The 13,004-nt window shown below is 60.7% G+C and carries 13 protein-coding genes; 8 read left to right on the forward strand and 5 right to left on the reverse strand.

Annotated elements, in window-relative coordinates:
* Nucleotides 1–62 precede the first annotated feature (62 nt).
* Both HX898_RS18620 and HX898_RS18625 read left to right on the forward strand, forming a co-directional pair.
* Entirely contained in the window at nucleotides 63–1,259 is a 1,197-nt protein-coding gene (locus HX898_RS18620; RefSeq protein WP_171598014.1) for an aminotransferase class V-fold PLP-dependent enzyme, read from the forward strand.
* Nucleotides 1,260–1,282: 23 nt separating this feature from the next.
* On the forward strand, nucleotides 1,283–3,118 hold the full coding sequence (locus HX898_RS18625) for an ABC transporter ATP-binding protein (RefSeq protein ID WP_180195347.1): 1,836 nt from the start codon (nucleotides 1,283–1,285) through the stop codon (nucleotides 3,116–3,118).
* A gap of 41 nt (nucleotides 3,119–3,159) precedes the next feature.
* Here the strand turns inward: HX898_RS18625 and HX898_RS18630 are convergent, their stop codons facing one another.
* Both HX898_RS18630 and phaZ read right to left on the reverse strand, forming a co-directional pair.
* Nucleotides 3,160–3,507, reverse strand: coding sequence for a DUF3088 domain-containing protein (locus HX898_RS18630; protein WP_062940297.1), 348 nt, complete (start codon nucleotides 3,505–3,507; stop codon nucleotides 3,160–3,162).
* Nucleotides 3,508–3,565: 58 nt separating this feature from the next.
* Complete coding sequence (gene phaZ, locus HX898_RS18635) at nucleotides 3,566–4,780, reverse strand: polyhydroxyalkanoate depolymerase (protein WP_138389877.1); 1,215 nt, start codon at nucleotides 4,778–4,780, stop codon at nucleotides 3,566–3,568.
* 123 nt (nucleotides 4,781–4,903) lie between these two features.
* On the opposite strand from phaZ, the gene HX898_RS18640 reads away from it, so the two are divergent.
* From HX898_RS18640 to HX898_RS18665, 6 genes are all read left to right on the forward strand, one after another.
* Nucleotides 4,904–5,557 (forward strand): glutathione S-transferase, encoded by a 654-nt coding sequence (locus tag HX898_RS18640; RefSeq protein WP_138331401.1) that lies wholly within the window; start codon nucleotides 4,904–4,906, stop codon nucleotides 5,555–5,557.
* Nucleotides 5,558–5,672: 115 nt separating this feature from the next.
* Nucleotides 5,673–6,494: a bifunctional allantoicase/(S)-ureidoglycine aminohydrolase gene (locus HX898_RS18645; protein WP_138331402.1), complete on the forward strand. Its 822-nt coding sequence runs from the start codon at nucleotides 5,673–5,675 to the stop codon at nucleotides 6,492–6,494.
* Between the two features lie 19 nt (nucleotides 6,495–6,513).
* A complete protein-coding gene (locus HX898_RS18650; protein ID WP_180195348.1) occupies nucleotides 6,514–7,047 on the forward strand; it encodes a GNAT family N-acetyltransferase in 534 nt (177 codons plus the stop codon).
* A 218-nt stretch (nucleotides 7,048–7,265) separates the two neighbouring features.
* The gene (locus HX898_RS18655) at nucleotides 7,266–8,153 is read left to right on the forward strand and encodes a DUF1206 domain-containing protein (protein ID WP_171598011.1); all 888 of its coding nucleotides are present in this window, start codon (nucleotides 7,266–7,268) and stop codon (nucleotides 8,151–8,153) included.
* A 113-nt stretch (nucleotides 8,154–8,266) separates the two neighbouring features.
* On the forward strand, nucleotides 8,267–9,193 hold the full coding sequence (locus HX898_RS18660; protein WP_180195349.1) for a TIGR02587 family membrane protein: 927 nt from the start codon (nucleotides 8,267–8,269) through the stop codon (nucleotides 9,191–9,193).
* A 6-nt stretch (nucleotides 9,194–9,199) separates the two neighbouring features.
* The gene (locus HX898_RS18665) at nucleotides 9,200–9,610 is read left to right on the forward strand and encodes a TIGR02588 family protein (protein WP_138331406.1); all 411 of its coding nucleotides are present in this window, start codon (nucleotides 9,200–9,202) and stop codon (nucleotides 9,608–9,610) included.
* Between the two features lie 377 nt (nucleotides 9,611–9,987).
* On the opposite strand, the gene HX898_RS18670 is transcribed toward HX898_RS18665, so the two are convergent.
* The 3 genes from HX898_RS18670 to HX898_RS18680 all read right to left on the reverse strand — a co-directional run bounded on the left by HX898_RS18670 (nucleotide 9,988) and on the right by HX898_RS18680 (nucleotide 12,973).
* Nucleotides 9,988–10,206: a hypothetical protein gene (locus HX898_RS18670; protein ID WP_003553121.1), complete on the reverse strand. Its 219-nt coding sequence runs from the start codon at nucleotides 10,204–10,206 to the stop codon at nucleotides 9,988–9,990.
* Nucleotides 10,207–10,266: 60 nt separating this feature from the next.
* The gene (locus HX898_RS18675; RefSeq protein WP_138389634.1) at nucleotides 10,267–11,112 is read right to left on the reverse strand and encodes a pirin family protein; all 846 of its coding nucleotides are present in this window, start codon (nucleotides 11,110–11,112) and stop codon (nucleotides 10,267–10,269) included.
* A gap of 103 nt (nucleotides 11,113–11,215) precedes the next feature.
* Entirely contained in the window at nucleotides 11,216–12,973 is a 1,758-nt protein-coding gene (locus HX898_RS18680) for an MOSC and FAD-binding oxidoreductase domain-containing protein (RefSeq protein ID WP_180195350.1), read from the reverse strand.
* Between the last annotated feature and the right edge of the window lie 31 nt (nucleotides 12,974–13,004).

A 13,004-nucleotide genomic window follows, 5' to 3' on the forward strand; every position in this document is an offset into this window, starting at 1 on the left:
CTCGACACACTTGATCGATCGCCCCATGTTTCGTTTTTCGACCCAGACTCCTGGAGATCTCCATGTCCACTGATATCCGCCCGTCGCTTGGCCTTCGCCCTGTCATCAACGTATCGGGCACGATGACCAGCCTCGGCGCCTCGATCGTCGTTCCCGAAGCGATCAGCGCGATGGCATCGATCCTGCCGCACTTCGCCGAGATCAACGACCTGCAGCGCAAGGCAAGCGCCGTCATCGCCCGGCTGACCGGTGGCGAGGCGGGCTTCGTCACCGCCTCCTGCTCGGCCGGCATTTCGCTGGCCGTCGCCGGCGCGATCACCGGCAATAACCTGCTGGCGATCGAGAAGCTGCCGGATGTGGTGTCGGAGAAGAACGAAGTGCTGGTGCAGATGGGCCATGTGGTGAGCTACGGTGCCCCGGTCGACCAGGCGATCCGGCTTGCCGGCGGCAAGGTCGTGCTTGTGGGGCAGGCGACCTCGACGCATCGCTTCCACATGGAAAACGCCATCACCGACAAGACCGCCGCTGCCGTCTATGTCGTCTCCCACCATGTCGTCGATTACGGCCTCTTGAACCTCAAAGAATTCGTCGAGATCGCCCATGCCAAGGGCGTGCCCGTCATCGTCGATGCGGCTTCGGAATATGACCTGCGCATCTTCGTGGAGCAGGGAGCCGATATCGCGCTCTACTCCGGCCACAAATTCCTCGGCGGCCCGACCTCGGGCATCGTTGCCGGCAGGAAGGAGCTGGTGCGCCATGCATTCCTGCAGAATATGGGCATCGGCCGCGGCATGAAGGTCGGCAAGGAGAGCATCTTCGGCGTCATGGCGGCACTCGAAGCCTGGGAAAGCCGCGACCACGCCGGCATCCGGGAACGCGAGACCGGCTATCTCAACCTGTGGAAGCGCACGCTCGACGGCCGCCCTGGCCTCACCGCGCTGATCGAGCCCGATCCGACCAACAATCCGCTCGATCGGCTGCGCCTGATCGTCGATCCCGAGCAGGCGCATATCACCGCCTGGGATCTGGCCGATGCGCTTGCCAAGGGCATCCCGCCGATCATCGTGCGCGATCATGAGGTGGAGCACCGCTATTTCTACCTCGACCCATGCAACCTGCACCCGGGTGAGGAGACGATCGTCGCGGAGCGCCTGGCGCAGGAACTCGACAAGGCGCGTGCCTCCAACGAGATCATCGCCACACCCCTGGAAAACCGCAGCAAGCACCGCTTCGACGGCGTGCTGCGCTGGCCGGATTGATATCTGCCGCGAGAGGAACCGCCATGGCCAGCGCCCAAACCCAACCGATCCAGACGACGACCGACGTTCTTTCCGTCGAAAGGCTGACGACCTCCTTCCTGGTGGACGGCGTCTGGAAACCGGTCGTGCGCGATGTTTCCTTTACGGTGGCGCCAGCGGAGACGGTGGCGATCGTCGGCGAATCCGGCTCGGGCAAGAGCGTCACCTCGCTCTCGATCATGCGGCTGCTGCAGGCGGATACGAGCCGTGTCGAGGGCCGGGTCATGCTCGGCGGACGCGACCTCCTGGCCTTGCCGGAAAATGCCATGCGGCAGGTGCGCGGCAACAAGGTGGCGATGATCTTCCAGGAGCCGATGACATCGCTCAATCCGCTTTTCACCATCGGCGACCAGATTTCCGAGGCGCTGCTCTGCCATTCCGATATGAGCAGGGCCGATGCCAAAGCCGAGACGATAAGGCTGCTGGAAAAGGTCCGCATCCCCTCGGCCGCCTCGCGCTTCGGCGAATATCCGCATCGCTTCTCCGGCGGCATGCGCCAGCGGGTGATGATCGCCATGGCGCTCGCCAGCCGGCCGAAACTGTTGATCGCCGACGAGCCGACGACGGCGCTCGACGTCACCATCCAGGGTCAGATCCTCGATCTCATCAAGATGCTGCAGGACGAAGAGGGAACCTCCGTCCTTTTCATCACCCATGACATGGGTGTCGTTGCCGAAATCGCCGACCGGACGGTGGTGATGTATCGCGGCGAACAGGTGGAAAGCGGCGCCACCGCCGATATTTTTCACCGCGGCAAACATCCCTATACGAGAGCACTACTATCAGCCGTGCCGGTGCTCGGCTCGATGCAGGGCAGGCAAAGGCCGCTGCGCTTCCCCGTGGTCAATACCGCAACGGGTGAATCGGACATTCCCGCTGAGGTCGCCGACACGGTGGCAGCGACGCCGGTGCTGCAGGTGAAGAACCTCACCAAGCGCTTCGACATTCATTCCGGCCTGTTCGGTCGGCTGACCAGCCGGGTGCATGCCGTCGAAAACGTCTCCTTCGATCTTCATGCCGGCGAGACGCTGTCGCTCGTCGGCGAATCCGGCTGCGGCAAATCGACGACCGGCCGCGCCATCATGCGGCTGATCGAGCCGCAGGCCGGTTCCGTTCTCGTCGAGGGCAGGGAGGTGCTCGGCCTCGACAGGAAGGATCTGCGCGAGATGCGCAAATCCGTGCAGATGATCTTCCAGGATCCCTTTGCTAGCCTCAATCCGCGCATGACGGTTGGTGCTGCGATCGCCGAACCCTATCTCGAACACAAGATGGGCAATTCAAAGCAGGCAAAAGACGTCGTCGCCGATCTGCTGGTGAAGGTCGGTCTGTCGGCGGATACGGCCGCGCGTTACCCGCATGAGTTTTCCGGCGGCCAGCGCCAGCGCATCTGCATCGCCCGCGCGCTCGCCTTGCAGCCGAAGGTCATCGTCGCCGATGAAAGCGTCTCGGCGCTCGACGTCTCGATCAAGGCGCAAGTCATCAACCTGATGCTCGACCTGCAACAGAGCCTCAACCTTGCCTTCCTGTTCATCTCGCACGACATGGCGGTGGTCGAGCGTGTCAGCCACCGTGTGGCGGTGATGTATCTCGGCGAGATCGTCGAGATCGGCCCGCGATCCGCAGTCTTCGAAAATCCGCAGCATCCCTATACGAAGAAACTCATCGCGGCAGTGCCCGTGCCCGATCCGGACCGTCGCCATGAAAAGCGGATGGTGGCGAATGACGAGATCAAGAGCCCGATGCGCCCGGTCGACTATCAAACGCCGAGCGCCTCTTACCGGGAGGTCGGGCCGGGGCATCTGGTGATGGCCGAGCGGTAGTCGAAGGCCGGATAGCCGGATCGGCCTAACGAGCAGAAGTTTCAAGGGTGAGGATTTGGGAATCCATGCCTTTCCGACAGGGCGGCCAGGATATTGTCCTTTTCGGAGATAAAGGCCCGCCCGCGGTACACGCCGGTTTGGTGGACGGACGTTGCTCCGTCTGCAAGCAAAAGTAGGGGCAGTGACTGATTTTCCTCTCCAACCAGTTCGATGACCGGCAATCTTGGGCGAGGCCATGCAATTCGCTCGATATCAAGTCCTTGCGCGAGGTCCGGAAAGGATGCCAGCACGCCTTCCATGAGCGCGCAATGCCAGCAGTAAAAACGTTGTCCTGGGTAGGCGGGATCTTCGAAGCCCGGGCGAAGTATAAAGAGCCTATCCCTGTTCATCGCACATTTCCCTTTCACATTGACGTGGCACGCCGATCGCTTCCGGATCTGACGGGCACTATTCCATCGCCAGGATCATGTTGCGCACGACGGGGTAGATTTCCCCCTCCCAGCGGCGGCCGCTGAAGACGCCGTAATGCCCGACATTGGCCTGAAGATGATGGCGCTTCAGATGCGGGCGCAACGCACGACAGAGATCGTGCGCGGCCGAGGTCTGGCCGAGCGCGCAGATGTCGTCGCGCCCGCCCTCGACGGTCAAAAGCGCCGTGTTGCGGATCTGGCCCGGGTCGACCTTGCGGCCATGGTGGGTGAGGTCGCCGGTCGCGAGTTCCGCCTTCTGGAAGACGCGTTCGATGGTTTCGATGTAGAATTCTTCGGTGAGGTCGAGCACGGCGAAATATTCGTCGTAGAACTTCTTGATCTTGCCGGCTTCGGCCGTCTCGCCCTTCGCCAAATGGTCGTAGAGCCTGCGATGGGCGTCCTGGTGGCGCTGCATGTTCATCGACATGAAAGCGACGAGCTGGAGGAAGCCGGGATAGACCCGCCGTCCCGCACCCCGATAACGCCAGGGAACGCCTGTGATCAGCGAATTCTCAAACCAGGCGAGCGATTTCGACACGGCAAGCTCGTTGACCTTCGTCGGGCTCTCGCGCGGATCGATCGGCCCGGCCATCAGCGTCATGGTGCGTGGGGTGGCGGGATGCCGCTCTTCCGACATCACGGCAACGGCGGCCAGCGCCTGCACGCAGGGTTGGCAGACGGCGAGGATATGAGCGCCCGGACCGATCTCCTCCAGGAAATGCATGATATAATCGACATAGTCGTCCATGCCGAAGCGTCCGGCCGACAGCGGCACGTCGCGGGCATTGGCCCAGTCGGTGATATAGACGTCATGATCGCGCAGCAGGGTCTGCACGGTGCCGCGCAGGAGTGTGGCGAAATGGCCGGACAGCGGTGCGACGACCAGCACCCGCGGCCGCTTTGCATCGGTGTCCGTTGCAAAACGAAGGAGCGTGCCGAAGGGCATGCCGAGCACGGTCTCGACGGTGACGGGCACCACGCGATTGCCGATCATGACTGAGTCTATGGCGAAATCCGGACGTTGGTGGGTGATCTCGAAGCGTGAGATCATCTCCAGCGCGGCGGCGAAGTGCCGTCCCATTTCGCTGCCGGATCCCCAGAGCGCTGTCGCGGAGAAGATCTGCAAGCGCCGCGCCAGATCGCGGAGCGGCGCGATAAGATCATCCTGGAACTGATAGGCCTGGTAGAGCATGGCCGAAATCTCCCGCACTGCCGCATCGATGCGGCGGTGCAAAAAATGCTAGTGGAATATGTCCTACCATGCGAGAAGATTATCGAGGAAGAAGCAACATTGTCCGACAAGGATACGAGCCCGATGTCGCAAGCTGCACTGACGATTTCCTCGAAGAACTACTCCTCATGGTCTCTGCGCGGCTGGCTGCTGTGCCGGATGGCGGGGCTGAACTTCGCCGAAGTCCTTGTGGAACTGGATGACGAGGCGCGCCAGGAACTGCTTCTGCTTTCACCGTCGGTTCTGGTGCCGAGGCTGACCCATAACGACGTGACGGTGTGGGACACGCTGGCGATTGCCGAATATCTCCATGAGGTCGTGCCGGATGCCGGGCTTTGGCCCACTGAGCGCGCAGCGCGCGCCCGCTGCCGGTCGGTCTCGGGCGAGATGCATTCGGGTTTCCATAACCTGCGCTCGGCATTGCCGATGAACCTCAAGGCGCGGCATGCGAGCTTCAAGATATTTTCGGGCGCGCGGCCCGATGTCGAGCGTGTCAGGGCGATCTGGACCGAATGCCTCGACGCGAGCGGCGGGCCGTGGCTGTTCGGGACCGCGCCGACCGTGGCCGATGCGATGTATGCGCCGGTCTGCACCCGCTTCCGCACCTATGCGGTGGAGCTCGAACCGCAGCTCGAAGCCTATGTGGAAACGGTGCTGTCCTGGCCGCTGATGGGCGAATGGACCGAAGGGGCGATGGCCGAGCCCGACGAGATCGTCGAGTTGGAAGTCGAGTTCTGAAGGGAACGCGGCCGGGCGGCTCCGCATCGACTTTCAGGAGCCGAATTAAGAGTTGCCTGGAGGATGAGCGGCGCATAAATCAGATGCAGTGCCACATGCCGCGAAATCTGGACCGATGAACAACAACGACTATTATTCCAAACTCGGCGGACTGCCGCCGCAGACCGAGCTGCTTTCCAGCAAGGCCGTCTTCACCACGGCCTACGCGGTCATCCCGCGCAGCGTCATGACCGACATCGTCACCAGCGTGCTTCCGCATTGGACGGGGACACGGGCATGGGTTCTCTCCCGGCCACTCTCCGGCTTCTCCGAGACGTTCTCGCAATATGTGATGGAGGTCCAGCCGGGTGGTGGAAGCGACCGGCCGGAGCCCGACAAGCGGGCCGAAGCGGTCCTGTTCGTCGTCGACGGCGAGGTGACGGTGGAACTCGATGGCGTCAGCCACGCGCTTCGCACCGGCTCCTTCGCTTATCTTCCGGCGGGTTCGGTCTGGCGCCTGAAAAACGGCGGCTCGACTGCGGCAAAATTCCACTGGATTCGAAAGGCCTTTCAGGAGGTCGAGGGGCTGGAACCGCCGCCGGCGATCTTCACGCATGAGGACCAGCACCCCATCTCGGCAATGCCCGATACCGATGGGCGCTGGGGGACGACCCGGTTCATCGATCCCGCCGATGTCCGCTACGACATGCACGTGAATATCGTGACGCTGGAGCCGGGTGCGACGATCCCCTTCATGGAAACCCATGTCATGGAGCATGGTCTCTACGTGTTGGAGGGCAAGGCGGTCTATCGGCTGAACCAGGATTGGGTCGAGGTCGAGGCCGGCGACTTCATGTGGTTGCGCTCCTTCTGCCCGCAGGCATGTTACGCCGGCGGCCCGGGCCGGTTCCGCTACCTGCTCTACAAGGACGTCAACCGTCACATGACGCTCTGGTAGGATCTATCGCAGAGGCACGATGAAGCTCGAAAGCGAACGGCTGATTTTGAGACCCTGGCGACCGCAAGATCGCAAGCCCTTCGCTGCGATCAATGCCGAGCCCGACGTTGTCAGATATCTCAATCCTCTGACTGACGAACAGTCGAATGCGATGCTCGACCGTATCGACCGGCACTTCGAGGATCATGGCTGGGGGTTCTGGGCGCTGGAAGCGAAGGCAAGCGGCGCGTTGATCGGCATGTGCGGCCTCAACAACGTTTCGCCGGCTTTGCCGTTTGCGCCGGTAGTCGAAATCGGTTGGCGGCTTTCAGCGTCTCGGCACGGCGCCGGCTATGCGCGCGAGGCCGCGGAACGGTCTCTCGACTTTGCATTCGACGAGCTGAAGCTTGACCGCATCGTCAGCTTCACGGTACCCGCAAACAGCAATTCCTGGGGTTTGATGAGACGACTGGGGATGAACCGGATCGGTGAGTTCGATCATCCCAATCTGGCCGAAGGCCATCCGTTGCGCCATCACGTGCTCTATGAACTGCGATCATCAAACGGTATTTGAAAGGCGGATCTCAGGGAGGTCCCAGCCGATTTCCTCAAACAACCAAGAGTGTGCGCATTCGTTTTGCCAATCTGTGATTGTGAAAGTGGCGTAATCTATCTTATGGAACTGAAATATATTTAGCCGCGTTTCACGCTGCTCGCAATCTCGTTTCATTGGGAACCCCTGGTGGCGTCCGACAGCCAAGATCGCGATAAAAGTTCGAGGCGCTTGCCTCGTTGAAGACATTCATCGCGGAGAAGTCGGAACTGTTTTGCTGGGCGCTCGTTAAATCCGCGCCGGGGGAACCAGAGATGACCAGGTCGAAATTTGAATGGCTTGCGCGGGCCGGATATAGCGCTCGAGGTATTGTGTTTTTGCTCGTTGCTGCGCTGGCAGTATTTTCGAGCTTCGGCGGCGGAAAGGCCGATACCAAGTCAGCGCTCGACGCTGTCTTGGAACAGCCGTTGGGCCGGGTGTGGTTGGGCTTGATAGGGCTCGGGCTACTCGGCTTTGTAGCATGGCGGCTTGCCCAGTCCATCGCAAACGCAGACAACCATGACCACAGTGTGAAAAGCTACCTGATCCGTGCCGCCCTCCTCGGCAGCGCCGTGACGTACATGGGGTTGGCGATATACGCCTTTCAGGACGCCCTTGGTTTTGGATCCGGTGGCGACGGCGGAGAAAAGGGCTTGGCAGCCTGGGCCATGTCGCAACCGTTTGGTCGATTCCTAGCTGGTGCGATTGGTCTCGGCTTTGTCGTTGGTGGTGCTGTTACCGCGCTGAAAGGTATCACACGGCGATTTGAGCGATATCTGACGCTCGGTCAAAGTCGACCTCTGTTATTGGTTTGCGTCTATGGGCTGGTTTCCCGTGGGGTCGTTTTCGTGATCGTCGGCATCTTCTTTTGCTATGCGGCCTTTACCGTCGATCCGGGCCAGGCAGGGAGCATAAGTGATGCCTTGACCTTCGTGAGGCAGCTTCCTTTCGGAGCTGTTCTCTACCTCGTCGTGGCTATCGGCTTAGCTGCGTTCGGAATCTATAATTTGGTCGAGGCACGATATCGAACCGTGTCGACACCAAAACTCTCACAGGTACGGTCGGAACTGCCACTATCTCACAACTGAGAAGCATTCGAGAAAAGTCATGTCAACCTTGATGTCCATGACGGCTTTGACTTCGGCGGCGCTGGTGCTCATGCGTCCAACCCGCACTTCTGCAGCGAGCGCGTGCGCTTTGAATGCCGCCGCCTCGGTTTACGGGTGGTGGGAGTTTTTCATTTAGGGGGAGATCAAACTTGAGTGTCGCGATCACGCGTGAGGATTTCGATAGAAGCAAATTTTTTGCAGGGATCGCACGCGGTATTGCGGGAGCATTGCTTTTCGCGCTGCCCATGTTCATGACCATGGAAATGTGGGAGCTCGGCTTCTACATGGACCGCAGCCGCCTGTTTCTCTTGCTGATCGTCAATATTCCCCTTCTCGTCATTCTCTCGGACCGGATCGGATTTGAGCGGACGTCGACCTGGCGACAAGCGATCCGTGACGCAAGCATTGCCTACGGCCTTGGGGTTCTGGGCAGCGCACTGATCCTCTTCGCCATGGGGGTTCTGAAATACGACCAATCCCTGCACGAGATTATCGGAATGATCGCCATCCAAGCCATACCTGCGAGCATTGGCGCGATGCTAGGTCGGAGCCAGCTCGGCGGACAATCGGACGATGGTGACGATGCCAAGGAAGGCGATAGTGATGACCCAGTCCACGAACGGGAAACGAGCTATGCCGGTGAACTATTCCTGATGGCGGTCGGCGCCCTGTTCCTCAACCTCAACGTCGCGCCCACCGAGGAAATGATCTTGCTCTCGTACAAGATGACGCCGTGGCATGCCCTGCTCATGATCGCCGCGTCGCTGGCGGTCATGCATGGGTTCGTTTACGCCCTTTCTTTCAAGGGGAGCCACGATCTCGCCGAGGGTATGCCAAGCTGGCACGCTTTCGTTCGCTTCACCCTGCCGGGCTACGTAATTGCCGGTCTGATCAGTGCCTATTGCCTCTGGACGTTCCATAGAACCGATGACATCGGGTCTACCCAAATCCTTATGGCCGTTGTCGTTCTGAGCTTTCCCGGTGCCATTGGCGCGGCAGCAGCTCGCCTGATCCTGTGAGGTACCATGACAAGAATCTTCAACGACAAAAATGTGGAAGCAGGCGAACCGCATTGGATTGAATGGGCCACGGGCGTCGTCTCGGCCGTAATTGTCCTTGGCGTGATTGCTTGGATTGGCAAGGATGCATTGGTGGACCGTGATTCTTCGCCGAATCTGGTCGGGGTCGTGCTGCAAACCGAAAAACGCGGCGGTGGCTTTCAGGTCCTCTTCGAAATCCGAAACGATTCAAGCGCGACCGCGTCGCAGGTAACCGTCCAGGGCGAGATACGAGAACAAGGTTCGGTGCTTGAAAACGTCGAGACCGTCTTGGACTATGTCCCAGGACATTCGAAAGCCAAAGGTGGGCTGATATTCCAGCAAGACCCCGCCGGGAAGACTTTGACGGTCAGAGCGTCCTCATTTGATGAGCCATAGTCGAGATGCTACGTTTCGACGTCCGTCTCGCCGCCGGTGCGGATTTTTCCGTGGTGGGGAGGCTATCCGCCCGGACAGCATGCAGACATACTGACTTCAGCTCCGTCTGAGGAGCAACTTTTGACCATTGCCGAACTCTCGATCCCGGGCAGCGACCCTATCGAGGGCGCCGATGGATACTTGGTTCGCGCATGGCGCAGAGTTTGATCGAGCTTCCCTGCAAGATGGGATGCCTGGTCAAACTGAAAATGCGAGGGTGCGCTCCACGCCGCTAATCAGGCAGCCACCGTGCTAGTCAGCACGCCGCGCGACACCGGTCAGTAACTGACAGTCGGCATTCCGACAGGAGACGTCGATTATTCTCGGAGTTTTATTGGTCAGGCCGTTCGTCCAAGGGTGGAAAGTGCGTCCTGAAGTCTGAGCGTCGCCAGTGCCTTGGTTGCCTCGTCCGAAGACCATCCCGCTTCCAGCGCCGCAGACAGGACCAGCGATTCCGTTTGAAGCTCGAGCTTCTCATAAAGCGGTTCGATGGCTTCGCGGGCTGTTACAACATGCTGGTCCGGTGGGGTAATGGGTGTGGCGGCAACCGTAGGCATGAAATGCTCCTCCTATTGAACGCTAAGGTTCGAAACCCGTTAAGGGCATCCTTGTTCCATTCATTTTGCCCTTTTGGCCTTCGAGCGGCGATGCGAAAGATGACGACGCCACATATCGCGCAATTTCCTCCACCTCAGAAACGCGCGAACGATGATTGCTGGCGGAATCTTCTTGTGGTCGCCAACAGTCCCCTGCCTGGTGAGTGGTGCGTTCGGGTCGAGCAGAAACGCCACCAACGTGCTTGCACTCTGCGCCTCTACTTCGAGCTTGTCATCCGATAAATGCAGCCCCTGCTCGCCTTCGGCGAACGTCTCCTTATTGACGACTACGGAACCGCTGAAGACATAGAAATAGAGGTCTCGGCCTCGTTTCTGCGGGAATTCCACCCGTACGCCCGCGTCTAGCCGTATGTCGAAGACGTCGATCGCACTGCGGACATAGAACGGCGCGCCCTCCCCTTCCGGCCCGACCAGGTGTCGCCAGACGTTTGCCGCGGCAGCCGGCATCGGTCCGTACTGGATCTTTGGCTCGAGATCGACCGCATGAGGGCGGATAAGGATCTGCAGCATCCGCAGAGGCGGATCGGATGCCTGCGTCTCTTCGGAATGCCAGAAGCTGACCCCGGCATTCATCACCATCAGATGATCGCGGTCGATCACCAGTCGGCCAGCCGCCCTGTCGTCGTGACGCATGACACCCTCGGGCACCCAGGAAATGATCTCGTCGTTCCGGTGCTCATGCATGGCGACCTGGTGGCCGGGATCGAGGATCGATTCAACGACCATGGCGAGAGGGCCGTGGCCGTGATCGGTCGGCTTCGGCTTCAACCAGCCCGGCATGTTGACATGCGCGACGAAGCCTCCCGCACCCCGCACCACGAATGTTCGTTCGCCCTTGATCAGCATCGCATCCTCCATGCTTGCAAGGCAGTGACGGCACCGGGCCATTACCGCGCCGCGCGTCGCGATCGATCGATCGAGAATCACGGTCGACGCGTTCGTCCAGGAATTACAAATCAATCACGATGTCGCCCTCAGGCTTCGCGCAGCAGATCAGCACATTGCCATCCGCCGGAGCATCGACCGGGTCCGGCCGGTAACCGACGTTTCCCTCGACAAGTCCGGTCTCGCAAGTGTGACAGACGCCGGTTCGGCACGACCACCGTACCGGCACGTCGCAGGCCTCGGCCAGTTCGAGCAAGCTCTGGAATGTCGCCTCCCAGCGCACATTAAGACCGGTGCGGGCAAACAACACCAGCGGCCCTGAGCCTGGAAGCCCTGCCGGCAAATGTGGTGGCCGGCGCGGCGAAGCAGCTATGCCGGGTGTGATCGACGGACCGGCGCCGAACATCTCGGTGTGGATGCGATCCGGCCCGATGCCCAAGGCTGCAAGGCCGACGGTCAGATCGCTCATGAAGGTCGACGGTCCGCAGACATAGACGTCGCAATCGCGCGGCAGGTTGAGCGACTTGAGCGCCTGCGCATCCAGATGGCCGCGAGCGTCGAAATCTATATCAGGCCGATCCGCGGGGTCGGGAGTGCTGTAACAAATATGGCTTTGGTGGTGAGGAAGCCTCTTAAGCAGCCCGCGCGCCTCCTCGGCAAACGGATGTTCGCGGCTGTTGCGGGTTCCGTATAGCCACCAGACTTCCCGGGACGATGCTTCGGCCGCCAAAACATGAAGCATCGCCAGCACCGGCGTCACCCCGATCCCGGCACTTATCAGAACAACCGGCGTATCTCCCGGCCGCAATGTGAAACTGCCGCGTGCGGCACTTGCCTGCACGATGTCGCCGACCTGCAGCTCGTCGTCGATGTAACCGCTGGCAGCGCCATGGGCTTCCCGCTTGACGCTGACGCGGTAGCGGGTGGCGCTGGGCTCGCCTGATAGCGAATAGCTGCGCATCAGCGCAGGCGCAGAAGCTGGCCCGAGCCGCAGCACCACGAACTGCCCGGGGAGTGCTGCGGCAACAGCTTGGCCATCCGCCGGCTCGAGTACGAGGGAAACCACGCTGCCGCTTTCGCGCACTTTGCGCGACACACGCAGCGGGCGGAACCCGCGCCATGCCGGTGGGCCGGACGCGGCTGTCAGCCCGGCATTTCCTGTCGGCGCGCCCTCCTTCCGCTCCTGCTTGAGCAGCGCCTCGAAAGAATGACGCCAGCCTGGACTCAGCGCCGGGATACGCAGCGCGCGTTCCAACTGATCGCGGGGGTGGCCCGGCATATAAAGCAGCGCGTTGATCTCGAAAACGCTCATGCCCTCGGGCCCCGAGGCCACTTTCGTGATCTCGTCGCCGGCCTGCACTTCCCCTTCCTCCAACACACGGAAATAGAAACCAGGCCGACCGTGTTTGACCACCAGCGCGGCCATCTCCGGCTCGTCCATGCGTATGCCGAGCCGGTAGCAGGTGACGCGCGGTTGCGTCACTTCGAACAAAGCGCCGCCGATCCGGTAACGGTCTCCAATGCATACCTCTGCGTCCGGCAATCCATCGACGGTGAAATTCTCGCCGAACTGCCCGTAGACGAAGTCGTCTCGGCGCAATTGCTCCTGCCAGTACCGATAGGAATCGATTTGATAGACAAAGACTGCGCGGCGTTCGCCGCCGTGGCCAGCCAGGTCGCCTTGTCCATCACCGTCCACGTTCAGGCGCCGCACCATACGCGGGCCGTCGACCGACGTCTTCCAAATGCCTGTGTTAACGATCTTGCCTTGCCAGGTGATGTCGCGCGGCAAGCCCACATTGACCGAAAGCAAGTGTACCATGACATTTCTCCCGAATGACGATCACCGCAAT

The organism is Rhizobium sp. WYCCWR 11128, assembly GCF_013416305.1.
Lineage (GTDB): Bacteria > Pseudomonadota > Alphaproteobacteria > Rhizobiales > Rhizobiaceae > Rhizobium > Rhizobium indicum.

What these genes read in the sequence shown, in the direction of transcription:
- HX898_RS18680 (WP_180195350.1), bottom strand. Translation starts at nt 12,973, where the DNA reads ATGGTACACTTGCTTTCGGTCAATGTGGGCTTGCCGCGCGACATCACC.
- HX898_RS18660 (WP_180195349.1), top strand. Translation starts at nt 8,267, where the DNA reads ATGCCGCCGCCTCGGTTTACGGGTGGTGGGAGTTTTTCATTTAGGGGG.
- HX898_RS18625 (WP_180195347.1), top strand. Translation starts at nt 1,283, where the DNA reads ATGGCCAGCGCCCAAACCCAACCGATCCAGACGACGACCGACGTTCTT.
- HX898_RS18630 (WP_062940297.1), bottom strand. Translation starts at nt 3,507, where the DNA reads ATGAACAGGGATAGGCTCTTTATACTTCGCCCGGGCTTCGAAGATCCC.
- HX898_RS18620 (WP_171598014.1), top strand. Translation starts at nt 63, where the DNA reads ATGTCCACTGATATCCGCCCGTCGCTTGGCCTTCGCCCTGTCATCAAC.
- phaZ (WP_138389877.1), bottom strand. Translation starts at nt 4,780, where the DNA reads ATGCTCTACCAGGCCTATCAGTTCCAGGATGATCTTATCGCGCCGCTC.
- HX898_RS18645 (WP_138331402.1), top strand. Translation starts at nt 5,673, where the DNA reads ATGAACAACAACGACTATTATTCCAAACTCGGCGGACTGCCGCCGCAG.
- HX898_RS18650 (WP_180195348.1), top strand. Translation starts at nt 6,514, where the DNA reads ATGAAGCTCGAAAGCGAACGGCTGATTTTGAGACCCTGGCGACCGCAA.
- HX898_RS18675 (WP_138389634.1), bottom strand. Translation starts at nt 11,112, where the DNA reads ATGCTGATCAAGGGCGAACGAACATTCGTGGTGCGGGGTGCGGGAGGC.
- HX898_RS18640 (WP_138331401.1), top strand. Translation starts at nt 4,904, where the DNA reads ATGTCGCAAGCTGCACTGACGATTTCCTCGAAGAACTACTCCTCATGG.
- HX898_RS18670 (WP_003553121.1), bottom strand. Translation starts at nt 10,206, where the DNA reads ATGCCTACGGTTGCCGCCACACCCATTACCCCACCGGACCAGCATGTT.
- HX898_RS18665 (WP_138331406.1), top strand. Translation starts at nt 9,200, where the DNA reads ATGACAAGAATCTTCAACGACAAAAATGTGGAAGCAGGCGAACCGCAT.